This is a genomic window from Pseudomonas sp. RU47 (assembly GCF_004011755.1).
Classification (GTDB): Bacteria; Pseudomonadota; Gammaproteobacteria; order Pseudomonadales; family Pseudomonadaceae; genus Aquipseudomonas.
Genome location: NZ_CP022411.1, coordinates 3,715,004 through 3,739,412, shown reverse-complemented (window position 1 = coordinate 3,739,412; position 24,409 = coordinate 3,715,004). Strand labels below are relative to the sequence as shown.

Genomic DNA, 24,409 nt, shown 5'->3' with positions numbered 1-24,409 from the left:
TCGGCTGACGCCTTCGCGTGCAAACCTGTTGCCACAGGTTTGTGTATAGATCACAAAATTCGGGTACAGCGCAAATCACTGTGTGAGCTTGCCTGCAAGCGATGACGGTAGGTCAGTTAGCTTCTTTGCGACAGATTCGCCGCCATCGCCAGCAGGCTGGCTCCCACAGGGGAGGTGTCAGAGCAAACTCCACGAAACCCCGACATAAACCCCCATCCCTTCACCCGGAGTAGACCGCGCCGCATCCAGTCCCTTGTCGTCATACCCCGGTGTGACCGTTGCTGCGTAGTGTTTGTTGGTCAGGTTGCGCATATCCACCCACGTCTGCCAGTCACCCTTCGGCGCGTTGTAACCCAGCGTCGCGCCGAACAGTGCATACGGATCGGCGTAGTAGCTGTTGGCGTAATCCACCGCTACCTTGGACACCAGTTGCGTATTCACCGCCGCGAAGAAACCCTGCGGCCAGTCGTAACGCAACTCACCCTGGTAGTAATGCATTGGCAGACCGGGCAGGCGGTTGTCACCAAAACGATCATCATCTCGATAGTGGAAGTCGCTGAAGGTATACGCCTGGCGCAAGCTCAACTGACGGCCATCGGCCGCCGACCAGAGTTTGCTGTTGAGGCTGGCTTCGATGCCTTGGTGCACGGTCGGGCTGGCGTTCAGTTCATACGGCGTGACGGCATTGGCATCCGGCAACACCGACAGCAGTTCATGCCGCACCTGCGCGTAGTACCACGCCAGACTCCACTCACCGATGACGCTGTCGCCACGACCACCCAGCTCTAGCGTGGTGGCGGTCTGGTTCTGCAATTCGATCGGGTCTTTCTGCGTGCCGGTCGCGGCGCCGCTGCCAGCCGGGAAACGCACGTTGGAGCTGTAGATCAGCGACCACGGGTGTGGTGCTTCAACCGAGCGGCTGAGGTTGCCGAACACTTGCAGATCCGGGGTGATCTGGTAGCGCAGGCCGAGGCGCGGCGCGTAATCCCAGTCGTTCATGCTGGTTTTGCCGCCGCTTTGCGGGTAGGTCACGTCGCTTTCGCGGCGGGTGTAGATGGCGGCGAGACCGGTGGTCAGCCAGAGGTCGTCGGCGATTTCCAGATCGTTACCAAAGTGCAGAACCGTGTCCGAACCCTGATAAGTGAAGTTGCGCATGCGCGTGCCGGGCACGTAGCTGGCGGTGTTGCCGCTGGGGATGCGCACGAATTCGCTGGCGCCGTCGTTGGGCAGGTGTTTGGTCACGCGCAGGCCGACGTTGCTGCGGCTTTCCATGCCGAAAATCGTGTCGCGGCGTTTGTAGTCGAAGGTGCCACTGACGTCGGTGTAGGCGACCTTCAAACGGTTCGGACCTTCGCGCAGGTCCATCGGGTAGTCGTGATAAACGAGGCCGGTCTGGATGCTCGAATCGTCGTCGATGTAATAGGTGGTCTTGTTGCCGATGAAGGTGCTGCCCGGCTGTTTGCGGCTATCGTCGCGCGCCACGTAGGACGGATTGGCCGCGCGAGGCGAGTGTTCGATGGAGTGCTTGGTTACGCGGCCGGCGAGGTCGTTGTCGGTTTCGCGGTAGCGGATATAGAAGCGGGTTTCCAGGTTCGGGTTGAAGCGATAACCGAAGTTGGCGATCAGGCCTTTGCTCTCGCTGGCGGTGTGATCCTGATAGCCGTCGGCGTTGGAATCGGTGAGCGACACGTAGTAATCGAAATCGCCGAGCACTTGCCCGGAACTGACCTGACGCTGCTGATAGCCGTGGCTTCCAGTCGCGTAGCGCACTTGCAGTTTCGGCGCGTCGTAGCCGGTGTGGCTGACGTAATCGATGGCGCCGCCAAGTGCCAGCGAACCGCGATCAAAACCGTTGGCGCCGCGCAGCACTTCAACGTGATCGACCCACAACGGCTCGAGCAATTCGTAAGGCGTGCCGCCCGGGCCGGTCAACGGCAGACCGTCGAGCAGGGTGTACAGCCCCGACGCGTGAGCGCCCGGTGCCCGGTTGATGCCTGAGCCACGCACCGAGATTTTCACGCCTTCGTTGCCCGCCGACTGCGCATAAACCCCCGGCTGATACGCCAGCACATCCTGATTGCTCGCCACGCGGCCCTGCAATGGCTGGCGCATGTCGACCACGCTGGTGCCGCCGGGCACCTGTTCGAGGCGGGCCTTGGCTTCCTCAACAGAGACATCACTACCGTTGCGATCCTCGGCCGAAATCAGTACTTGCCCCAATTCCAGACCTTGAGTCTCGGCCATCGCCGGGCAGGCGAGCGCCAGGCCGAGCAGGGCGGTGGGCAGGGATTTGGACGACGGCATCGAAAAACTCCAGGCAGGCAAGAACGGGCAATGAACAGTGCGACGTAACAAAGAACGAACGAAACACATGGCAATTTGGCTTTTTGCCCGGCCATGGCAAACGGCACGTCATGAACTAACCTCACGTGTCTGGTGTATCCCGTCAATCAACACTCTGTTTCTGCATTTATTGGAGAGAGGCCAAGGTCATGGCAAAAGGCAAAAAGAAGGCCGCCACGGCGCCTGAAAGTCCGAAATTGAAAAACAAGGATTACCTCGAGCATTTGCGCAAACTGCACGTCGAACTGGTCAAGTTGCAGGAATGGGTGATTGCCAAGGGCGTCAAGGTCTGCATCGTTTTCGAAGGCCGCGACGGCGCTGGCAAGGGCGGGACCATCAAGGCATTGACCGAGCGCGTCAGCCCGCGTGTCTTTCGCGTGGTGGCGCTGCCGGCGCCGACCGATCGCGAGAAAAGCCAGATGCACGTGCAACGTTATCTGCCTTATCTACCGGCGGCAGGCGAAGTGGTGATCTTCGATCGCAGCTGGTACAACCGCGCCGGTGTCGAGCGGGTGATGGGCTTCTGCACCGACGAGCAGGCCGACAAATTCCTCAAATCGATTCCCTGGGTCGAACACGCCATCGTCCAATCGGGAGTGATCCTGCTCAAGTACTGGCTGGAAGTAAGCCCTGAAGAGCAAACCCGCCGGCTTGAGGCGCGAATCAACGACGGGCGCAAGACCTGGAAACTGACACCGATGGACCTCAAGTCCTACAGCCGCTGGTACGACTACTCACGGGCGCGGGACGAAATGTTCAAATACTCCGACACTGAACACGCGCCGTGGCTGGTGGCCGACTCCAATGACAAACGCCGCGCACGGCTGAACATCATCTCCGATGTGCTCAGCCGCATTCCGTATGAGGAGGTGAAGCGCGAGAAAATCGAGCTGCCCAAACGACAGAAGCCGGGCAAGTACCGCGATCCGGATTATCCATACCGGCGCGTGGCCGAGAAGTTCTGACAAACTGCCCCAATCCCTGTGGGAGTGAGCCTGCTCGCGATAGCGGAGTGTCAGCCAACACATCCGCCACAGACAATCCGCTATCGCGAGCAGGCTCACTCCTACAGGGTTCGGTGGTGTATCCATCATTGCTGATCAGCGCAAACCCTGTGGGAGCTTGCCTGCAAGCGATAGCGGTGGGTCAGCCAATATCTTCGGTGCAGACAAACCGCTTTCGCGAGCAGGCTCGCTCCCACAGTATTCGGTGGTGTATCCATCATTGTTGATCGGCAAAGCGCTTTAGAAGCAAAAAGTCCATCCGTCGACTGCGCTGAACCACCGCGATCTCGTTTCTTTCTATCGAGAGAGTCCTTCACGAGAGATGCCCGATGTTTGATCAGCGCAAACAAGAAAAACTGGCGGCATGGCGAAAACTGGCGACGCAATCGCAGATGCGTCTGGACCCGGAGCAGCAGTACGACGAACTGCTCAAGGCAGCCGATGAAATGGAAGAGGAGGGGTTGATCACCAGTGCCGAGTGGCGGCAGTTGGTGCGGGATGCGGGCAATGTATTTACCAATGACTCAGGTTCAACACGCGGTTGAAGGTGCCGCGAACGGCTACAGCGGTCGCTCCGCCGTGTAGCCGTTCAAGTCACACGACCTTTCTTCGCTTTCAAATGTGCACCTCTGGAATCTTGCAGCAACCGCGCAAACGCGACTTTGTCGATCGGCCGACTCATGAAATAACCCTGCACCTCATTGCACTGATCGACCCCGAGAATATCCAGTTGCTCTTCAGTCTCGACCCCTTCGGCGGTGACAGTCAGGCCCATGGCTTTGCCCAGGCCGATGATCGCCTGCACCACCGCGCGATCATTGGTGCCGCTGCTGATCGAGGCGATGAAGCGTTTGTCGATCTTGATCCCGTCAAAAGGATAAGCGCGCAGGTAACCGAGCGACGAGTAACCGGTGCCGAAGTCGTCCATGTTCAGGCGCACGCCGAGTTCTTTCAGGGCATTCATGGTGGTCAACGCGCCGTCGGTGTCGTTGAGCATCACGTTCTCGGTGATTTCCAGTTCCAGGCGACTCGCTGGAAAACGGGTTTGCACCAGAACCTCCCGAACATCCTCGACCACATCGCTGACGGCAAACTGCGCGGGCGACAGATTCACCGACAGCAGAATGTCTTCCGGCCAGCCCAGCGCGGTTTCGCAGGCTTCACGCAACACCCAGCGCCCGAGCGGCACGATCAGATCGGTCTGCTCCGCCAGCGGTATGAACAGGTCCGGGCCGAGCAGGCCTTTGGTCGGGTGTTGCCAGCGCACCAGCGCTTCGACCGAAACGATGTGCTTGCCATCGATCTTGTAGCGCGGTTGATAGTGCAGGATGAATTCGTTGTGTTTGAGCGCATGGCGCAGGTCGTCTTCCATCTGCCGGCGGGTCTGGATCTGGTCGCTCATGTGCGCTTCGAAATAGCACCAGGTGTTCTTGCCCTCGGACTTGGCCTGATACAGGGCAATGTCGGCGTAACGGATCAGGTCGCTGGGTACGTAGCCGTGGTTGCGACTAAGCGAGATGCCGATGCTGGCGCCGATGTGCAGCGGATGATGTTCGAACACCACCGGTTGATGCAGGCTGCCGATCAGGCGGGTGCAGAACTTGTCGATTTCGTGCGGACTGTCCATGCCGTTGAGCACCACGATGAACTCGTCGCCGCCCAGACGCGCGACGATGTCGTGTTCGCGGGTGCATTCACGCAGGCGCGTGGCGACTTCCTGCAGCACGGCATCACCGGCCGGATGGCCGAGCGAATCGTTGATCGGTTTGAAGTTGTCGAGGTCGATCATCAGCAGTGACAGCGGCGGCGCGTGCTCCTTGAGCAGCAGCGCTTCATCGAGATATCGCGCGAGTTTGTTGCGATTGGGCAGGCCAGTCAGGGCGTCGTGCATCGACAGATGTTGAATCTGCGCATGGGCGGCGACTTCGTCGGTGATGTCGCTGGCGGTACCGCGATAGCCGATCACCGTGTGTTTGTCGAAGATCGGCCGGGCGGACAACCGACAGTGGCGTTGCTGGCCGGAGTGGTCACGGTAGGTGCAACGCAAATCACTGGCGCTGTTCTCCTCGGTGAGGTTTCTCAGCCACAGTTCCAGTGGCGTGGTGTCACAACTCAACAGTTGGCCGATGTCCTGCCCCAGCCACAGGGTTTGCGGGTAACCGGTCACTTCGCTGAAGCGCGCCGACAGGTACGTCAGCGCCAGGTGGCGGTCGACTTCCCAGATCCAGTCGGACGCGGCTTCGGCCACGGCGCGAAAGCGTTCTTCACTGGCTTCCAGCTCCCGGTTGGCGTTTTCCAGTGCTTGATTGGAGGTTTGCATGACGGCAAAACTCTGGTCGACGTACTGCGATGAGCGCAAGGCGTGACGGAAGAAGTACGCGGTCAGCAGCATCAGCACCACAATCGTCGCGCCGAGTGGCGGCAGCAATGACCACAGTAAATGTTGCCCGGGTCGCTCCAGATCAGCGATCAGGCTGTAACCGGTGCTGTCCAGCGGCACGCGAGGGCGTTTCGGGTCGAGCGTATCGTCCAGTGCCAGGGTCAGGTTATTCAAGCCGTAACCGCTGCCGATCAGGCGCAATTTGGTCGGCGTGAGTTTGTCGACGAACACCAGCACCGAAGAAGTCTGCGGATCGCCGAGTGGTCGTTCATCGTTGGGAATGATCGTCGCCGCCGACACCAGCGCCGGCCAGCCTTCGAACAGTGAATAGCGGCTGACTGGCTTGGTCAGATCACCTTGGCCCAACACTTGATCCAGTAACTCCGTGGCGCTGACCTGAACGAACGCGGACAGCTCGGCATCGACCATTTGCCCGCGCACCACCGCGTAACGGGTGCCTTCGGGGTTGAGGACGAACACGCCGTCATAGCCGTCACTGGTGAACAGGGTTTTGCCGAGGTTCTGCTCGGTGTAGGCCCAATCGGTATCGACCTGACCGCTCAAATGCTCGTAGGCGGTGGTCCAGTAGGCGTAGCTGGTGATGTAGTTTTTCGAGGCAGTGATGCGGTTTTCCAGCGCGCGAGCCGAGTAAAAGCCGGTTTTGGTGAGCTCTTCGCTGTCCAGGCGCTCGGCGATACCCAGCAAAGCGACCGCCGCCGCAATCACGCCACTGACGAACAGCGCTCCGACCGCGAAGGCCAGGCGGCGAGTGACGGCGCTCTGGCGTGGTGGAAGCGGGGCTGCATAGCTGGAAAGGTCCATGTGCTCGTCCTTGATCCGCTGTCTTCTGAATCTAGAACCACGGCGTGGGCGCAATGTTCAGATTGTTCTCGGCGACTGCTCTGAAAGCGTAGTGAACCCCGCGTGATTTGTCTTCCCAAGTGCAGGACGCCGATCAGCGGCCAATCCCGAAAGGGCAAGACTTCCCGCGCAAAAACCGGATAATGGCGGCCATTCGTTTAGCCGTATTCTGGTAATCCCGCATGGAAATCAAGGTCAACTTTCTCGACAACCTTCGACTTGAAGCCAAGTTCGACGACTTCACGGTGATCGCCGATCAGCCCATCCGCTACAAGGGCGATGGTTCGGCACCGGGGCCGTTCGACTACTTTCTGGCGTCGTCGGCGTTGTGTGCGGCTTACTTTGTGAAGTTGTACTGCGACACCCGCAACATTCCGACTGAGAACATTCGCCTGTCGCAGAACAACATCGTCGACCCGGAAAACCGCTACAACCAGATCTTCAAGATCCAGGTCGAGTTGCCGGCGGACATCTCCGAGAAAGATCGTTTGGGCATCCTGCGTTCCATTGATCGCTGCACGGTAAAGAAGGTTGTGCAGACCGGGCCGGAATTCATCATCGAAGAAGTCGAGAACCTCGACGCCGATGCCCAGGCGCTGTTGATGCCGGTTGCCGGTTCGGATGCAGGCACCTTCATCGCCGGCAAGGACCTGCCGCTGGAGCAGACCATCGCCAACATGTCGGGCATTCTCGCCGACCTGGGCATGAAGATTGAAATCGCCTCGTGGCGCAACATCGTGCCTAACGTCTGGTCGCTGCACATTCGCGATGCGCATTCGCCGATGTGCTTCACCAACGGCAAGGGCGCGACCAAAGAAGGCGCACTGGCCTCGGCACTGGGCGAATTCATCGAGCGCCTGAACTGCAACTTCTTCTACAACGACCAGTTCTGGGGCGAAGAAATCGCCAACGCGGAATTCGTCCATTACCCGGACGAACAATGGTTCAAACCGGGCCCGAAAGACGAGTTGCCGAGCGAGATTCTCGACGACTACACCCGGAAGATTTACAACCGTGACGGCGAATTGCGTGGCTCGAACCTGTTCGACACCAACTCCGGCAACACCCAGCGCGGCATCTGCTCGCTGCCGTTTGTGCGCCAGTCGGACAATGAAGTGGTGTACTTCCCGTCTAACCTGATCGAAAACCTTTACCTCAGCAACGGTATGAGCGCCGGCAACACCTTGGCCGAAGCGCAGGTGCAGTGCCTGTCGGAGATCTTCGAGCGCGCGGTCAAACGCGAGATTCTCGAAGGCGAAATGGCCCTGCCGGACGTGCCGCAAGCAGTGCTGGAGAAGTATCCGAGCATCCTCGCCGGCATCAAAGGCCTGGAAGAGCAGGGCTTCCCGGTGCTGGTCAAGGACGCGTCGTTGGGCGGTGAATTCCCGGTGATGTGCGTGACCTTGATGAACCCGCGTACGGGCGGCGTGTTCGCCTCGTTCGGCGCGCATCCGAGCCTGGAAGTGGCGCTGGAACGCAGCCTCACCGAATTGCTGCAGGGGCGCAGCTTTGAAGGTTTGAACGACTTGCCGCAGCCGACCTTCTCCGGTCAGGCGGTTACCGAGCCGAACAACTTCGTCGAGCACTTCATCGACTCCAGCGGCGTGGTGTCGTGGCGCTTCTTCAGTGCCAAACCGGATTTCGAATTCGTCGAGTGGGACTTCTCCGGCCAGGGCGAAAACTCCAACGCCGAAGAAGCCGCGACGCTGTTCGGCATCCTCGAAGACATGGGCAAAGAGGTCTACATGGCGGTCTACGAGCACATCGGTGCCAAGGCCTGCCGGATTCTGGTGCCGGACTACTCGGAGATCTACCCGGTCGAAGACCTGATCTGGGACAACACCAACAAAGCCCTGCAGTTCCGTGCCGACATCCTCAATCTGCACAACCTGAGCAAAGTCGGCCTGCGCAACCTCGCCCAAGGCCTGGAAAACAGCGAGCAGGACGATTACACCGAGATCACCACACTGATCGGCGTCGAGTTCGACGACAACACGCCGTGGGGCAAGCTGACGATTCTGGAATTGCGCTTGCTGATCTGCCTCGCCCTGCAAAAGTACGAACAGGCCAAGGATCTGGTCGAAGCTTTCCTGCAATACAACGACAACACCGTCGAGCGCGGCTTGTTCTATCAAGCGGTTAACGTGGTGCTGGAGATGGAGCTGGACGAGGATCTGGAACTGGAAGACTACGAGGCTAACTTCCGTCGTATGTTTGGCGACGAGCGTATGGATGCGGCGATTGGTTCGGTTAACGGCAGCGTGCGTTTCTACGGTTTGACGCCGACCAGCATGAAGCTGGAAGGGCTGGATCGGCATTTGCGTTTGATCGAGAGCTATAAAAAGCTGCATACGGCGCGGGCGAATGTGAAACAGGTTTAAGCCTGTTTCACATTGGGTTCGGTGGTGAATTCACCCCTCACCCCAGCCCTCTCCCCTAGGAGAGGGAGCTAATTTGTGGGCTTTTCAAAATCCTAGTTCGACTCGATATCTCAGGTCGGCGTATTTCAACCAGACGCCTCGGTCAGTCTCCTTTCCCCAAGGAGAGGGCTGAGGTGAGGATTTTGCAAAACCCGAGTTCGGCTCGATATCTCAGGTCGGCGTATTTCAACCAAACACCTCGGTCAGTCCCCTCTCCCTCTGGGAGAGGGCTAGGGTGAGGGGCTTTGGCTTTTCCGCCCATGCGCCGCATTCGCCAATTGCCCGGTATCCACTCGCACAAACACCGAATCACCCACGGCGGTGAGGACGTCACCGGCAAACACTTCACAAATCACCCGCGTCTTGCGCCCGACTTCACCTTCGACTTTCGCCCGTAAAACCAGCGGCACACCCATCGGTGTCGGTTTGATGAACTTGATCCCGAGGTTGCCGGTGACGCAATCAATGCGCGGCAGGCTGCCGGGTTCGCGGTTTTCCGCTCGATAGTGGTACGCCATCGCCGTCCAGTTGGAATGGCAATCAACCAGCATCGCAATCAGACCGCCGTAGACCAGATCCGGCCAGCCGCAGTACTTGGCCTCCGGTAGGTGTTCGGCAATCACGTGCTCGCCGTCTTCGTGCCAATGGCTTTTGACGTGCAGGCCGTGCGGGTTGCGGCCGCCGCAGCCGTAGCAAACGCCTTCGGGCGCGGCGAGGTCTTGCAGAGGCGTATCGAGGCTGGACATGTTTTTTATTATCCTGGAGTGGTGAGCCCGGTCAGACGCAAGCGATTGCGCCCGCCGCGTTTCGATTCGTAGAGGGCGGCGTCGCCTTGTTCGATCAGTGCCGTCAGGTTGGCCGGCGGGTTGTCGAACAGGCTGGCGCCGATGCTCAGGGTGACGGCGGCAGTGGTGGGGAATGTCTGCGAAGTGGTGCTGAGAAACTGCTCGCGCAGCGTGTTGCCCAGTTCCATGACGCGCTCACTCGAAGCACTGTTGAGCAGAATGACGAACTCGTCACCACCCAAACGGGCTGTCAGCGCATTACGCGGCAGCACCGAGCGGATCAGCTCGCTCAGGGCAATCAGCAAACGGTCACCGGCGGTGTGGCCATACTGGTCGTTAACCAGTTTGAAGTTGTCGATGTCGATCAGCAGCAGGGCGCCGGGATGCTCGGGCGATACCTGTTCGAGCAGGCGCGGCGCACGTTTCTCGAGGGCGCGGCGGTTGTACAAAGCGGTCAGTGGATCGCGCTCGGCAAGCCGGGCGATCTGTTTTTCCCGGCGGTAACGTTCGGTGCCGGTCATCGACAAGGCGATCAACATGATTGCCATCGCGCCCTCGACCAGAGAAATCTGGATGATCTCGCCACGAAACGCCGCCAGATCGATCAGCGTGCCGGGGATCACCACGGTCAGGGCTTTGGCCACGTAGAAAATCCCGTGACCGAGCAGCACATAGCGCAACTGCACCGCGCCGACGCTCAACGATTTGCCGTGGGGGCGCAGCAGCGAGCTGGCCTTGAGGGTCGACAGCGCCACCAGCAACGAATTGGCCGCCAGCATCACCTTCGACCACAGCGGCCCGTCCGGCAACAACAGCATGACCAGCCAGGTCACGAAGATCAGGTACCAGGCCGACGACAGGCGTATCTGGGTGAAGCGCGCCACGCCGAGCAGGAACAGGAAATGCGCGGTCACCAGCAGCCCGTTGGCGAACCAGATGCCGATCAGCAAAAAGCCGCTGCTGCGCAGCAGGGCCAGGGTGGAACCGACGGTGATGGTGGCGAAACCGGCGCTCCAGAACAGTAGCGATGGCTCACGAATGCTGCGCCATTCGATCGCCAGATACAGCGCGGCGGCGGCTGCGAGGGCGATGGAAATGGTCAACATCGTAGGTGGGTCGAGCGGCATTTCTTGATGCGCCTGTCTGATTGGCAGTGAGACCGGCGATTGTAAGCGTTCGGGCGGTTTTTTCGCAGAGGTCGCGTTGCCGCGCAGACCACTGGCAACGGGGAGGGCGCGGTTGCTCGCCGCCGCCCCAACCACTGCGCGGATTGGTCATTGCTCCGGCGCGAGCCAGGTGTCGACGACTCGACGATCCAGTTCTTCCCAATAAGCCATACCCAGCACGCGGGTGGTGTTCAGCCCGCGCAGGTAACCGCGTAACTGATTGGCGGTGTCTGTGATGAGCTGCGGGTCGGTGAGGTTTTTGTCCAGCAATATGCTTTCGTACTGCACAAGGTACTCGGCCACGCGCTCGCGGAAGTCGGGCAGAACGGCGTCTCGGATCAGGTCAAACGTTCTCAAGGAAGGTTCCTCATGGGTCTTTTTCTACTTGTATTGAGTGTGTATCAGTCTGCACGTCGCGCAACTATTGCTAGAAGTAATAGTGACCATCAAGAAACGCAAGTTCTGCTTTGTCGGCAATCGGCGGAAAATCGCCTCCATCGAACACGCAGCTCAAGGAATTTGCGCGATGAACACATTGACCCGACTGGCTATGGTCGCCCTGCTGACGGGCGGAGCACTCTTCACTGCACCGACGTTCGCAGCCGACGCCGGGTCGTGTCACTTCCAGACTCTCACCGGCAGCAGCGCGACATTGCAGCATTCGCAAACCGTCGGCGTGTTGCTCAGCGAGAACACCCTGGACAACCTGCAATACCTTGAGCGTTACCACGACATGGCGGTCAACGGCGCGAAAGATGCGCTCGACTCGCGGATTCGTGAAGCCTTCGTCAGCAGCTCCGATCCGGAACTGGCCATCGACTGGCTGGTGAGTTCGCTGCAACAACAGTTCTTGTCGGTGACCGTTTACGACAACCTCGACGCATTGGTACAGGCGCATCCCGACGTGGTGGTGAAGCTCGACACCTTCAATCGCTTGCTGACGCAGCAAAACAGCCTGGTCGAAGCGCGCTTCACCGCACGTTTCTACGACGCCGACCTGCAATACATCGGCAAGGCTGAAGGCGCCGTCGAGAAACAGCTGCCATCGGTCTGGGTGCATCACCAGGCGGCACCGGCCATTGCCGCGCAGATCGACAAACAGCGTGACCTGCAACTCAACGCTTTGAGGCAATTCGATGTGTCGCTCAAGGCGCTGGTGGCGTCGAGCTGAACACTTAAAACATAAATGGCGACGGCGGCTCCGTGAGGCTGAACCGTTGCCGGTTGAACCGAACCTTTATTTTCAGGATGACACCGATGCGTCTTTTCTTTGTGCCTGCTCTGGCCGTTGCCTCTTTGCTGCTCGCTGGTTGCGCTTCGGCGCCGAACAATCCGAGCCTTACTCTGCAGACCAGCAAGACGCCTGCGCAATACGCTGATTGCGTGGTGCCGAAGTTGCAGGGCAGTGCGATGAATCCGACGGTTTCGCAGACTCAGCGTAGTTACCGGATTGTGGTGCCGAGCAAGGTTTCGGCTGACAACGTGCTTGAGGCTTACAAGGCTGGCAATGGCGGCAAGGTGTTTATCTACGAGCGGCATTTGTTGGCTTCGAATCTTTTGCCTTCGAGTTTTGAGCGGGCTGCGCAGGATTGCATCTGATTTTCGCTTTTGTACGTATTTGACTGAGCTCCTTTGGTTGGCCGCAACCAACCAATTTTTTGCCCCGCGCCCTTATGTGGCTGCGGGGCTTTTTTTTGTTTGGGCTTGGCGGCCTTTGGGCCGACCATGCTCGGGGTGTTCTTTGTGAATATCCGTTGCTGCGGTGATGGCTTATTACGGTTTCGCCCTTACGGCGACTCACTTTTTTTCAAACGCCAAAAAAAGTAAGCAAAAAACGCTTGCTCCTGCGTGCGGCCCGCTCGCTGGGGCTCGGGGTTCCTTCGCTGCGGGATCGATCCGGGCGCAGCGCCTACGGTTTGCTTCGCTGCCCTCCTCTCGCTGTGTTTGGCTGCGCCAAACGGTCGCTGCGCTCCCACGCCCGGATCAATCCCTCCACTCAGCCTTCCGACGTCGCCCGTGGATCAAGATCAAGAGCGGCAGCCGAGCTAACGCTCATCCTGTTGAGTGGTGAGGAGCAGGGGGTTCGGCTTTTGATCTGGTTCGGTCTTGAGTTCAATGCAGTGGTCAACTAATTCCGGACACCTCGATAGGTGTTTTTGACGCCATCGCTCGCTCATAAACGGTCGGTGGCAGATATCCCAGTTTCGAGTGCAGCCGTTCGTTGTTGTAAAACCCAACGATGTACTCGGTGATGTCGCGGATCGCTTCAGCGTGGTTCGCGTAGTCACGGCGCCATACCCGCTCCATTTTCAAACTCAAAAAGAAGCGCTCCATCACTGCGTTGTCCCAGCAATTACCTTTACGGCTCATGCTCTGCTGCATGTCGTTTCTTGCCAGTAATTCTCTGTAAGTTGCACTCGCATATTGGCTACCCCGATCTGAGTGGGCAATCAAGCCTGGCGGCGGTTGACGCTGAGCGATAGCCAGTTGCATCGCGGTGCACACCAGCTCTGCCGGCATGTTCGGAGCCATCGACCAGCCCACTATCTTGCGCGAGAACAAGTCCAATACCACGGCCAGATACAACCAGCCACTGCGGGTGCGGATATAGGTGATGTCGGCTACCCAGGCCTTGTTTGGCGCTACTGGATCAAATTTTCTGTTCAGTACATTCTCTGCAATCGGCAGGTCATGATTACTATCGGTTGTGTGTACAAACTTGCGCTTCCAGGCTGAACGCAGTCCGTTAGCCCGCATCAATCGACGGATTTTATACAGCCCGACAAGCATGCCTTTACCGCGCAAAGCGTCGCGCAAAGGGCGGCTGCCGTAGCAGCCTCCACTCTCGGCGAAAGACGCCTTGAGTTGCACAAGAACAGGACAACTCTGCCGAACAGGCGCATCAGCACGCTTCTGAGACTCATAGAAGCCTGAACGACTGATGCTCAGCAACCGACAGACATGTGCCACTGAGTAAGCCTTCTGTTGCAGCTGCCGAACCAGTCGATACCTTACTTCAGCTCGCGGGCAAAGAAGGCGGTAGCCTTTTTTAAGATGTCGTTGTCCACCTTGAGCTGCCGATTTTCCTGTTCCAATTGCCGGATGCGCTGTTGCTCTGCCGTCAATGGCTTGCCGATTCCCGTCTGCCCCAGTTGCTCTGCCTCGTATTGCTGAACCCAGCGTCGAACGGCTGTCTCACCAATGTTCAGATCCTGGCAAACCTGTACAACAGTCAGTCCCTGATCCTTGATCATCTTCACGACTTGCAGCTTGAAGCTGTCGTCGAATGCCCTGCGTTTTTTAGTCATGAATAACTCCTCGATAGATGTATTTTCCACCTATCGGGGTGTCCGGGGAAATTAGACCACTGCACAACTCGGTATTTCATGTCGGTGTATTTCTCGCAAATCACCTCGGTCAGTCCCCTCTCCCTTTGGGAGAGGGCTAGGGTGAGGGGCTTTTGGTCTGATCTGTTACTGAGCTTGAATCCAGCTCGATATTCCACGTCGGTGTATTTCTAAAAATCACCTCGGTCAGTCCCCTCTCCCTCGGGGAGAGGGCTAGGGTGAGGGGCTTTTGATCTGGGCTATGCAGCCGGTTGTTGTAAGATGCGGCAACTTCAATCTTGCGAGCAGCGAAAATGGATTCTCACTCGATATTGACCTTCACTCTGGTCGCCGCAATTGCCATCGCCAGCCCGGGGCCGGCGACGCTGATGGCGATCAATAACAGTCTCGCGCATGGGCAGCGCAGCACGATCTGGTCGTCGCTGGGTAATGCCAGCGGTCTGTTCTGTCTGTCGGCGGCGGCGATGTTGGGGTTGGGGGCGTTGTTGGCCAGCTCGGAAATCCTGTTTAACGCAGTGAAGATCATCGGTGCCGGGTATCTGTTCTACCTCGGCGTCAAGCAGCTGTTCAAGAAGGGCCCGATGCTCCCGGAGGCTATCGAGGGGGAGGCGAGCAAGGGGCGGCCGACTCGCGGCAAGCTGTACAAGTCGGCGTTTCTGACGGCGGTGACCAATCCCAAGGCGACGATGTTTTTTACCGCGTTGTTCCCGCAGTTCATCGATCAGGGCGCCGCACTGTTGCCGCAATTTCTGATCCTGACCTCGATCTTCATGGCGTTGTCGGTATCGTCACTGAGCGTTTATGCCGCGCTGGCCTCGCGGGCCAAGGGCGTGTTGACTCGTCCGGCGTTGTCCCGTTGGGTCAGTCGGGTGGTCGGGTCTACGTTTATCGGTTTTGGCGCGGCGATTCTGACGATGCGTCGGCAGACCGCTTAAACCCATTTGAACCGGGCCGGGAATCTCGCCACGAAGCAGGTTCCCGACTCGGCGCTTGAGGTAACGCTCAACGTGCCGTTGTGTGCCATCGCTATCTGCGAGGCGATGTAAAGCCCCAGTCCCAAGCCCTCGCAACGTTGCCCGGCTTCGGCGCGGGAGAAGGGTTCGAACAGCAGCGGCATCAGCTGCGCTGAAATCGGTGTGCCCTGATTGGTCAGGGAAATCACGATCTCGTCGTTTTCTGCACAGGCTTTGAGAACGATCGGTGTGCTGTTCGAGCCGTGGGTAACCGCATTGCCCAGCAGATTGGAAAGCAACTGGCTGATCCGCAGCGCATCGCAATAGACGCCTGCCGGCACATCCAGTTCATGGATGAAATTCGCCTGCGGATGGGACGCCTGAACCTCGGCAAGGGTCAGTTGCAAGGTGTGCTGCAAGTCATCCACCAGCTTGCGCTGCACCGGAATTCCGCCGCCCAGTCGTCCTCGGGCAAAGTCGAGGATGTTTTCGATCAACACGCCCATGCGCACCGAGCTGTTGCGAATCGCCGCAATCAGGTTGAGTGAGCGTTTGTCTTCGGTTTTGCTTTGCAGCAGGTCGGCGCTCATGCGCACCGCGCTCAGTGGGGTGCGCAGGTCATGGCCGAGTACGGCGATAAACTGCTCGCGCAGACGCCCGAGTTCATTGGCGTTGTTCAGCTCGATTTGGGTCGCTTCCAGATGGCGTTGCGTGTCCAGGTTCATGGCGATCAATTGCGCGAACAGGGTCAGTGTTTTGGTAATGGCCGGTTCATCGATATTGGCCGGGACCGAGTCGATGGCGCACAGCGTGCCGAAGAAGTCGCCGTTGGCTTTGACGATGGGAATGGAAATGTAACTTTCCAGCCCATAGGTTTTCGGCGTGTGGTGCAAGGAAAAGATCGGGTGCGTACTGGCATGACCGAAGATCACCGGCTGCTGATGCTGGCGAATCTCATGGCAGATGGTCGATTCGAGCACCAGTTCGCCACCGGGTTTGAGCCCGAAATCAATCGAGTCATCGACGGCGCATGCCACCCAGTTGCTTTCGGTGACCCGAGCGACCGCAGCGAACCGCATGCCCGTGAGGTGTTTGACCATGCTCAGGATGACCGGCACCGAGTCAATACTGCGGATGGCTTCGATGTCGGGTGCAAAGTCCGGGTTGGTCATGGGGCGATGCTTTGTGATGAGTTCGCTCAGAGACTATCTGGTATTGCCGTTCATGACTAATGCGGCGGGCGGAAAAAAACAAGGGCGCCGCGGATTTCCGGGCGCCCTTGGTATTGGTTAAGCAATTGATCGTCTGTAACTCAGAACTTGTACTTGGCAGTCAGCATGTAGCTGCGTGGGTTGCCATAGTTATCGTTGGAGCCCCACGTGACATTGGAGCCAATGGCGGAGTAATAGACGCGGTCAAAGATATTGTTCGCATTGACCTGCAGATCCAGGTGTTTGTTGACTTCGTACCCGGCCATCAGGTCGGTGACCGCATAGCCACCCTGTTCCAGGCGGTAGCTACCGTTATTGGCGAGGGCGACATCGTTGTACATGCGGCTCTGCCAGTAAACGTTGCCACCCACGCGCAGGTGTTGCAGCGGACCCTGGAAGCGGTACACGGTGGACACTTTGAACAGATGCTCTGGCGTGTCGGTTTCGAAACGCTGATTGTTGTTGGCCGGGTTTTCGTCCTTGATGTAGTGCGCGCGGGTGTAGGTGTAGCCGGCGCCGACCTGCCAGTTGTCGGTCAGGGCGCCTTGCAATTCCATATCGACGCCTTGGCTGCGCACCTTGCCCGATGAGTTGTAGCAGGTCATGACCGGGCAGCCGAACTGGTTGTCGGCCAGAGTGGAACGGCCGGTCTGGTCCATCTGGAACACTGCCAGACTGGCGTTGAGGGCGCCGTTGAAGTACTCGCCCTTGATGCCGACTTCGTAGTTTTCACCGACGATCGGGTCGAGCACTTTGCCGCCGAGATCCTTCTGGGTCTGCGGGGTGAAGATATCGGTGTAGCTGGCGTACACCGAGTGGTGGTCGTCAAGTTTGTAGATCAGGCCGGCATAGCGGGTGAGGTTGCGGGTGACCTTGTAGTCGCCATCGCCGGAGCGGTCATCGTAGTCATACCAGTCGAGACGGCCGCCGAGGATCAGCGTCAGTGGATCGGCCAGGCTCAGGCGGGTGGTCAGGTACACGGCATCCTGGGTGGTGACGTTGCGGGTTTTGCCGTCCCGCACGAAGTCAGGTTTGGGTGCGCCAATCGGCCAGGCGGTGGTGTACGGGTCGTATTCCTTGGTGGTCGCGTCATACACCCGGTTGCTGGCGCCGACGACCAGTTCGTGGCTGCGGCCGAACGCTTCGAACGGGCCACTGGCGAACACATCGAGCGAGCGCTGCTTGTCAGTGTGATGGGATTGATAGGCCGTGGTTTCCAGCGGGCCGGCGTAACGCGACAGGTAAGTCCCGGAGAACTCGCCGTCGAGGGTTGAGGTCGAGCCGGCAACGTGCAGTTTCCAGTCGTTGTCGAAACGATGTTCCACTTCACCGAACACGGTGTCGATTTGCAGCTTGCGGTTTTCCCAATCGGTGCCCGGGTAGGTGGAGCGGGGCAGATCGAGGTGATGGCCATTGGTGCCGATCGGCAGGCCGCCCCAGAAATAGTTGGTTTGTTCATTCTGCCGCGAGAAACCGAGCGTCGCAGTGGTGCTGTCGCTCAGGTCGGCTTCACCGATGGCGTAGAACAAGCCATGGTCGTTCTCTTCCTTGTCGCGGAAACTGTCGGCGCCCTGATAGGAGCTGACCACGCGACCACGCAAGGTGCCGCTTTCGTTCAACGGGCTGGAAGCGTCGATCTCGCCACGGTAGTCATCCCAACTGCCGGCGGCACCGGTGAGGGTCACGCGTTGATCGGCCGTCGGGCGTTTGCGCACCAGGTTGATCGCCGCCGAAGGGTTGCCGGCACCGGTGACCAGGCCGGTCGCACCACGGACGATTTCGACGCGGTCGAACATCGCCAGGTTCGGTTGCACCGCCATCGAGAACGGCGAGTACGAACTCGGCAGGCCGTCGTACATGATGGTGTCGATGTCGAAGCCGCGCGAACTGTAGGTCTGTCGGCCCGGGCCGCTGGCCTGGCTGAGGAACAACCCCGGCGTGCCTTTCACCACGTCGTTGATGCTGGTCATGTTCTGGTCGTCCATCCGTTGACGGGTAATCACCGTCACCGCCTGAGGCGTTTCGCGCATGGTCAGCGACAGTTTGGTCGCCGTGCGCATCGGGCCAGTGGTGTAGGACTGGGTGTCCTCGGTGGTGCTACTCATCTGGGTGGCGCCGATTTCGGTCGCGTCCAGCTCCAGCGTGCCGGTCGCCGCGGCTTTTTCAGGCGTGGCGGGCGTTGTTTCATCGGCCAGTGCAGGTGCGACGCTGGCCATGCAAATGGCGAGCGCCAACAGGTTGGGCGAGAGGTTTGCGCGGCGGTGTAGGGTGTGAAACGACATCAATCTGCTTCCCCAAATGATACGAAAACGAATTAAGTGCGAGTGCTTGTAGGAATTATTCGCATTAGTGTGTCAGATCATTCCGGGTGAAGAAAGCCGTACGGCTCAGTTAGTTAATGAATTTTTCACAATTGACCGGAGGCTCTACCGCGAGGGATTGGCAGGGAAGTGGAGTTTTCGGGGGCGTGCGAGGGGTGAATCAAAGCGCAGCGGCCCGGCGAAAAAAAAACTGCGCCGGCGCTGCTGATGGGGGACGCTCAGCGGATGAGCGTGAGGTGAAAAGGGCTCAGTTCAGATCTTCGGCCTGGTGCCGCTCGGGCACTTGAGTCGTCTCATCGCCCCACGTGCGATTGACGCGTTGCCCGCGAATGACGGCCGGCCGTTGGGCGATCTCCTCTGCCCAGCGCTGTACATGGGTGTATTCATGCGCCGCAAGAAACTCGGCGGCGGAGTAGACATTGTTGCGCACCAGTTGCCCGTACCACGGCCAGACCGCGATGTCGGCGATGGTGTAACGGTCACCCGCCAGGTAAGTGCTTTCGGCCAGACGTCGATCAAGCACATCCAGCTGCCGCTTGGCTTCCATGGTGAAGCGGTTGATCGGGTACTCCATCTTCTCCGGCGCATACGCATAGAAATGGCCGAAGCCGCCGCCCAGATAAGGCGCTGCGCCCATCTGCCAGAACAGCCAGTTCAACGTTTCGCTACGGCCGGCCGGGTCTTTCGGCAGAAAGGCACCGAACTTTTCCGCCAGATACAGCAGGATCGAACCCGATTCGAACACACGGATCGGTGGCTCGACGCTGCGATCCAGCAGCGCCGGGATTTTCGAGTTCGGGTTGATCTCGACAAACCCGCTGGAAAACTGATCGCCCTCGCCAATGCGGATCAGCCACGCATCGTACTCGGCAGCGCTGTGCCCCAGCGCCAGCAGCTCTTCCAGCAGAATCGTCACTTTGACGCCGTTGGGCGTGGCCAGTGAATACAGCTGTAACGGGTGCTTGCCCACCGGCAGGGTCTTGTCATGGGTCGGCCCGGCAATCGGCCGATTGATACTGGCGAACTGGCCACCGGACGGGGCTTCGTTTTTCCAGACCTGGGGCGGAACGTACGGCGCTTTGCTCATGTAAGGGGCCTCATCGTTGGCGAGTGGAAAAATACCTGCTGAGAATGGACAGGACACCACAGAACCCGCTTGCTGTTCCAGAGCGCGATGGATTTCTGTGCTTGCAATTGCCCACGGCACTGAGACTGGCCAAATCACCACGGCCGTTTGAGAACTGCGCCAATAGCACAGCCTTCAGGACATGGCTGAGCGAAGCGATGAGCGCTTGCTCGCGTCAGCACGACGGTGGTCTGCTGTGCGATTGAGCGGTCGCGTCATTCATTTCGCGCGCATATAACGTACCCATTCGCTGGCTTTTCTGAAGCCATAAAACCCCAGGATCGAGACGGCGATGACCGCGATCATCGGCCCGATCACACCCAGCCCTGTGGTCATCTGGGCGTAAGCAGCGAGGGACAGGCCAAGCACCGCATAGCCGGCGAGGTACTTCCTGTAAGCGATCAAGAGCATTGGCGCCATCAGGATGACAAACAGATGAGTGGCGATGGTGATCAGTATTTCTGCGATCAATTGAACAGGCACGCTGCCCATGGATGCCTGAGCCATGGTTATTTCGGCGTCATACAGAAATATCTGCAACGCAATGACAGGTATCGCGGCCATTACCAGCGCAAGGAAAGCCGCTTTTTTTGAGAGTTTCATCTGATCTCGGGTTTCCAAAGGGTGAAGCAACGTCTGATGAAGAATCTTTCAGGCTCAGCGCTGCGGCCATTGATCCTTGATTTCAAACCACGGTGCCTTCGACGTCACTTCGACGTGCTGCTGTTTTTCCGTGGTGAACGTCGTGTCCAGCGTGCCCAGGGCTACCGAAATCCAGTCGCGGCACTCACCCTGATTGTTTGCCCAGAACAGCGACGAGCCGCAGTTCAGGCAAAACTGGCGCTGTACCGATTGCGAAGACTGATAGGCCTTGAGCTGTTCGGCGCCCTCCAGCAGTTCCAGGTTCTGACGCAGTACGCTGCCATAACTGGCAAACGCTGCGCCGTGGCTTTTGCGGCATTGGCTGCAATGGCAGTGCGAAAGCGCTTTGGGCCGTGAACGGATCTGGTATTTCACCGCTCCGCACAGGCAGCTGCCCCGGAAGGTCTGAGGGGAGGGCGTGAGCATTGTTATCGGGGATCCTGGTAAGTGATGGCTGGTTTCAAGCGGTCAGGTGAAGGCGCCAGAAACCCGGTAATCAGGGAAATCACCTGTTGCTGGATCTCTGCGCGTGGGCGGCCGCCCTCGCCATCGGTGCAGATGATGCTGTCGCCCGGTACATCCTCGTCGAGCATGGCCACGGCGCCAGGTTTGCAGATTGCCATGAAACTGAAGTGACTGGCGTCGCTGATCTCGACGAAACGCGATGAGGTTTTTGGCAGGCGTTTGGCGAGGTCGACGGATTCCAGTTCAGCGGGCAGTTCCTTCGACGGCACGCCGGCAGCGATCACCAGGATCGGCACGGGGTAGGCCGCCAGACTTGCATCGGTCATTCCGCGCGACAGACCCAGGTCCAGTGAAACCACGGCAGTGACGCGCTTGTCGCGCCAATCGGCGGCCAGTCGGGCTTTCGATTGCTCAGTGCTTGCAGTGTTCATCTGTAGGTACGCCGTGCAACTGGCCAGTTGCGGATGGACTTTGCAGTCTTCGGCAAAATGCTCGGGGTCGAAGCGTGCGCCGCCAGCTTCGAGCACGGTCCAGCCGCCGAGAGAATGGCCGACGATGGCAATGCGATCCTTGGCCACCGCGCCGAATTTTTCCGGTTGCGCCGTCACCGCGTCGATGGCGCGGCTGAGGTCGACGGGGCGCTGCCACAACTGCGCGGCGGCTTGTGGGCTGCGATCGCGGCTGGTGGTGCCGGGATGGTTGACTGCCGCGACGATGTAACCCTGATGCGCCAGCGCACTGGCCAGCCAGGTCTGGTTGATCCAGCTTCCGCCGTTGCCGTGGGAAATCACTATCAAGGGATGCTCGCCCTTGGCGGCCGGGGCGTCGAGCACCGCAGGGGCGCCGACGAATACCGGGTTGTCGCCGAACAATTGCGGCGTCGCATCGGTGGTCGCACTCGGGTACCAGACGACCATTTCCACCGAGCGCCCATTGCGCGGATCCGCCAGCGTGGCGTACTGGAAACCAACGGGTTGAGCGTCAGCGAATGCGTGACTGCTCAAGCTGATCAGAAGCAGCGCGCCGAGAGACTTTTTCATTGTTTTTATCTTCCGTGATGGGCCGAATGGGCGAGGTGGACTTTGACTGATTTCGCGCGCTTCAGCGAGCCTCTTTGAGCCCTGCGTCTTAAACATTTTCCATTGGCCAGCGCGTGGCCAGATGCGCCGTCAGATAGTCCAGAAAGGCTTTGACCTTGGGCGTCATCGCCGCGCGTTCCTGTACGCAGGCGTAGATGTCCATGGGCTGGACGACGCTGTGTTCAAACAGCGGCACCAATTGCCCGCTCGCCAGGTAAGGCGCCGCAACAAACTCCGCCAGTCGCGTGACCCCGGCGCCGTGCACAGCCATTTGCGCCAGGGCATCGATGTCATCACTGATGGCGGTGGCATTGATAGGGGCGTCGAAACGCTGGCCGTCGCGAACAAAACTCCAGCGCAGAAAACGCCCGTCCAAGGGATAACGAAAGACCAGGCAGGCATGGTTTTGCAAATCATCCGGCGATTTCGGCCACCCAGCGCGCTGAAGATAGGCCGGTGCGGCGCACATGATAAAGGGCAGTGAAACGATCTTGCGCGCGACGATGCCGTCCTCCAGTTGCGGCTTGATCCGCAGGCTCAGATCGATGCCGTCCTGGATGTGGTTGATCTTGCCATTGGTGGTCGAGAGTTCGATCAGCAGGCGCGGGTGCAGTGCGCCAAAACTGGCGATCAGGGATGCCAGCACATGGCGGCCGAACGCTGAGGTGGAGGCAATGCTCAGCCGGCCTTGCAGCTCGGTTTCATCGTGGCTGATCGAGCTTTGCGCGGCCTCCAGATCGGCGGCGATGCGCCGGACTTTCTCGTAGTACACCGCGCCGTTTTCGGTCAGCGCCATGCTGCGCGTGGTGCGTTGCAACAGGCGTACGCCGAGGTGCGCTTCCAGTCGATTGATCGTCTGACTGACCGCCGCTGCGCTGACGCCGAGAATTTTGGCGGCGCCGACAATCGAGCCGGCTTCGACCACTTTGATAAAACTGGCAATCGCCGCTAACAGATTCATCCATGTCCTGCCGAGGGTGGATTCGTAAGATCTGCTTTATAAAGTACCTGCGGTTGAGCGTCTAGTTGCGCTGGGTCGGCTTTGCTAACGTGCGGTCTCCCTGTCAATGGATGGAAAAGCCATATGAATCAAAGAACCAACGCCGAAGCCTTGATCATCGGTCGCCGCAAGCTGGCGCCGCGTGCCACGCCGTATGTGTTTGCGTTGTACATGGCGACGATCATGGCCTTTCTGATGTCGCTGGTGATCACTGCCGCCAACTCGGGCATTGATAACGACTACCTGAGTAATGCCTTGCACGCCTACAAGCTGGCGATGCCCGTGGCGTTTCTGTGCATCCTGGTCGTGCGGCCGATCGTGATCAAACTGGTGGCGTGGACGGTGCATCCGCATTGTTGAAAGGCCCCGTCTCAGCAGTGACTGTTCTGACGTCTTCGCGAGCAGGCTCGCTCCCACATTTAGACCGCGATTCCCTGTGGGAGCGAGCCTGCTCGCGAATGGCCTCACCGCAGACCGAGAGGTTTTGTGGGGTGCCTCAGAAAAACTCGTCGAGCAACTGATAAAAGGCGATCCGCTGCTGATCCGGTTCCACACCATAGACCTCGAAAAACAGCGGCAGCCACTGCGCGCCGAGGTTGTCCGTGATGCTGTGGGCGGCCAGCGCCAAATCCTGATAACGGTCAGCGACGCCCAGTCGTCCGCAGTCGACAAACCCACTGAAGCGGCCATTGGCGGCGAGCAGGTTGGGCAGGCACGCATCGCCATGAGTCACCACCAGATCTTCCTGCGTCGGACGTGTGGCGAGCATCTGCTGGAACACGGCTTCGGCGGATTGGCCAATGCGCGAATCGTCGAAGTCCTCTTCATCGATCAATCCGGCGAGCAGGTGTTCGCGGGCCCGTGTGATCTTCTGCTCCAGACTGTGATCGAACGGGCAACTGTCGATCGCCACCGCGTGCAGTGTGCGCAGTGCCTGCGCCGCGAGCGCGACGATCTGCTCCGGCGAAAGGTGCTCGCTGCTGGCAAGATCCCGACCTGGCACGGCGGTCATCAACAGCCAGTTGTGTTGCGCTTGGGTGGTGGTGTCGAGCACACGCGGCGCCGGTAAATCCTGAGTCGCCATCCAGCGTAAGCGTTGCACTTCACCGGGCAACTCGCCCCAAGTCATCACTTGTTCGGTTTTGACGAACTGCGGCGCCGCCCCGGCAGGTGTAATCCGCCATACATCAGCGCGCGACTCGCCAATGGTCTGCTGTTCAATGGCCGCACCGGCAAATTGGCTGCGCCATGCTGCGGGGAAATCCATGTCTTTTGTCCTTGCGATTATTGAAGCGCGCATTGTGCC

The 24,409-nt window shown here is 59.1% G+C and carries 21 protein-coding genes; 7 read left to right on the top strand and 14 right to left on the bottom strand.

The genetic code is table 11. The features are described 5' to 3' along the window. Positions 1-177 precede the first annotated feature (177 nt). Positions 178-2,304 (bottom strand): TonB-dependent receptor family protein, encoded by a 2,127-nt coding sequence (locus CCX46_RS16970; RefSeq protein ID WP_127928258.1) that lies wholly within the window; start codon positions 2,302-2,304, stop codon positions 178-180. 188 nt (positions 2,305-2,492) lie between these two features. On the opposite strand from CCX46_RS16970, the gene ppk2 reads away from it, so the two are divergent. Next, a complete protein-coding gene (gene ppk2 / locus CCX46_RS16965) occupies positions 2,493-3,308 on the top strand; it encodes a polyphosphate kinase 2 (protein WP_127928257.1) in 816 nt (271 codons plus the stop codon). A gap of 368 nt (positions 3,309-3,676) precedes the next feature. Continuing rightward, complete coding sequence (locus tag CCX46_RS16960; RefSeq protein WP_127928255.1) at positions 3,677-3,892, top strand: hypothetical protein; 216 nt, start codon at positions 3,677-3,679, stop codon at positions 3,890-3,892. Between the two features lie 44 nt (positions 3,893-3,936). Here CCX46_RS16960 and CCX46_RS16955 read toward each other — a convergent pair whose 3' ends face one another. Then, a complete protein-coding gene (locus CCX46_RS16955) occupies positions 3,937-6,549 on the bottom strand; it encodes a bifunctional diguanylate cyclase/phosphodiesterase (RefSeq protein WP_127928253.1) in 2,613 nt (870 codons plus the stop codon). A 221-nt stretch (positions 6,550-6,770) separates the two neighbouring features. Between CCX46_RS16955 and CCX46_RS16950 the strand changes: the two genes are divergently transcribed. Then, a complete protein-coding gene (locus CCX46_RS16950) occupies positions 6,771-8,969 on the top strand; it encodes an OsmC domain/YcaO domain-containing protein (protein WP_127928251.1) in 2,199 nt (732 codons plus the stop codon). A gap of 269 nt (positions 8,970-9,238) precedes the next feature. Here CCX46_RS16950 and CCX46_RS16945 read toward each other — a convergent pair whose 3' ends face one another. The 3 genes from CCX46_RS16945 to CCX46_RS16935 all read right to left on the bottom strand — a co-directional run bounded on the left by CCX46_RS16945 (position 9,239) and on the right by CCX46_RS16935 (position 11,316). After that, positions 9,239-9,754, bottom strand: coding sequence for a PaaI family thioesterase (locus tag CCX46_RS16945; protein ID WP_127928249.1), 516 nt, complete (start codon positions 9,752-9,754; stop codon positions 9,239-9,241). An 8-nt stretch (positions 9,755-9,762) separates the two neighbouring features. Next, complete coding sequence (locus tag CCX46_RS16940; RefSeq protein ID WP_127928247.1) at positions 9,763-10,920, bottom strand: GGDEF domain-containing protein; 1,158 nt, start codon at positions 10,918-10,920, stop codon at positions 9,763-9,765. Positions 10,921-11,067: 147 nt separating this feature from the next. After that, positions 11,068-11,316 (bottom strand): hypothetical protein, encoded by a 249-nt coding sequence (locus CCX46_RS16935; protein ID WP_127928245.1) that lies wholly within the window; start codon positions 11,314-11,316, stop codon positions 11,068-11,070. Between the two features lie 169 nt (positions 11,317-11,485). On the opposite strand from CCX46_RS16935, the gene CCX46_RS16930 reads away from it, so the two are divergent. After that, positions 11,486-12,130, top strand: coding sequence for an ATPase (locus CCX46_RS16930; protein ID WP_127928243.1), 645 nt, complete (start codon positions 11,486-11,488; stop codon positions 12,128-12,130). A gap of 86 nt (positions 12,131-12,216) precedes the next feature. Continuing rightward, the gene (locus tag CCX46_RS16925) at positions 12,217-12,558 is read left to right on the top strand and encodes a hypothetical protein (RefSeq protein WP_127928241.1); all 342 of its coding nucleotides are present in this window, start codon (positions 12,217-12,219) and stop codon (positions 12,556-12,558) included. Between the two features lie 525 nt (positions 12,559-13,083). Here the strand turns inward: CCX46_RS16925 and CCX46_RS16920 are convergent. Next, positions 13,084-14,267 (bottom strand): IS3 family transposase gene (locus CCX46_RS16920; RefSeq protein ID WP_202978055.1). Its coding sequence is split into 2 segments (ribosomal slippage): positions 13,084-14,003 and positions 14,003-14,267, totalling 1,185 coding nucleotides; the frame shifts between segments, so codons are not numbered across the junction. Between the two features lie 332 nt (positions 14,268-14,599). Here CCX46_RS16920 and CCX46_RS16915 point away from each other — a divergent pair. Beyond that, positions 14,600-15,241 (top strand): LysE family translocator, encoded by a 642-nt coding sequence (locus tag CCX46_RS16915; RefSeq protein ID WP_127928239.1) that lies wholly within the window; start codon positions 14,600-14,602, stop codon positions 15,239-15,241. Here CCX46_RS16915 and CCX46_RS16910 read toward each other — a convergent pair. The 7 genes from CCX46_RS16910 to CCX46_RS16880 all read right to left on the bottom strand — a co-directional run bounded on the left by CCX46_RS16910 (position 15,238) and on the right by CCX46_RS16880 (position 23,064). Beyond that, positions 15,238-16,431: a GAF domain-containing sensor histidine kinase gene (locus CCX46_RS16910; RefSeq protein ID WP_127928237.1), complete on the bottom strand. Its 1,194-nt coding sequence runs from the start codon at positions 16,429-16,431 to the stop codon at positions 15,238-15,240. The genes CCX46_RS16915 and CCX46_RS16910 overlap by 4 nt on opposite strands. Before the next feature lie 140 nt (positions 16,432-16,571). Continuing rightward, positions 16,572-18,752 (bottom strand): TonB-dependent siderophore receptor, encoded by a 2,181-nt coding sequence (locus CCX46_RS16905; protein WP_127928235.1) that lies wholly within the window; start codon positions 18,750-18,752, stop codon positions 16,572-16,574. Positions 18,753-19,038: 286 nt separating this feature from the next. Then, positions 19,039-19,878: a glutathione-dependent disulfide-bond oxidoreductase gene (gene yghU / locus CCX46_RS16900; RefSeq protein WP_127928232.1), complete on the bottom strand. Its 840-nt coding sequence runs from the start codon at positions 19,876-19,878 to the stop codon at positions 19,039-19,041. A 258-nt stretch (positions 19,879-20,136) separates the two neighbouring features. After that, positions 20,137-20,520, bottom strand: coding sequence for a hypothetical protein (locus tag CCX46_RS16895; protein ID WP_127928230.1), 384 nt, complete (start codon positions 20,518-20,520; stop codon positions 20,137-20,139). 54 nt (positions 20,521-20,574) lie between these two features. Continuing rightward, positions 20,575-20,985, bottom strand: a complete 411-nt coding sequence (locus CCX46_RS16890; RefSeq protein ID WP_127928228.1) for a GFA family protein — start codon at positions 20,983-20,985, stop codon at positions 20,575-20,577. A gap of 2 nt (positions 20,986-20,987) precedes the next feature. Then, complete coding sequence (locus CCX46_RS16885) at positions 20,988-22,064, bottom strand: alpha/beta hydrolase family protein (protein WP_127928226.1); 1,077 nt, start codon at positions 22,062-22,064, stop codon at positions 20,988-20,990. Between the two features lie 88 nt (positions 22,065-22,152). Continuing rightward, positions 22,153-23,064 (bottom strand): LysR family transcriptional regulator, encoded by a 912-nt coding sequence (locus CCX46_RS16880; protein ID WP_127928224.1) that lies wholly within the window; start codon positions 23,062-23,064, stop codon positions 22,153-22,155. 123 nt (positions 23,065-23,187) lie between these two features. Here CCX46_RS16880 and CCX46_RS16875 point away from each other — a divergent pair, with 123 nt between their 5' ends. Then, positions 23,188-23,463 (top strand): DUF2798 domain-containing protein, encoded by a 276-nt coding sequence (locus CCX46_RS16875; protein ID WP_127928222.1) that lies wholly within the window; start codon positions 23,188-23,190, stop codon positions 23,461-23,463. A gap of 136 nt (positions 23,464-23,599) precedes the next feature. On the opposite strand, the gene CCX46_RS16870 is transcribed toward CCX46_RS16875, so the two are convergent. Next, entirely contained in the window at positions 23,600-24,370 is a 771-nt protein-coding gene (locus tag CCX46_RS16870) for an APH(3')-II family aminoglycoside O-phosphotransferase (protein ID WP_127928220.1), read from the bottom strand. Positions 24,371-24,409 lie beyond the last annotated feature (39 nt).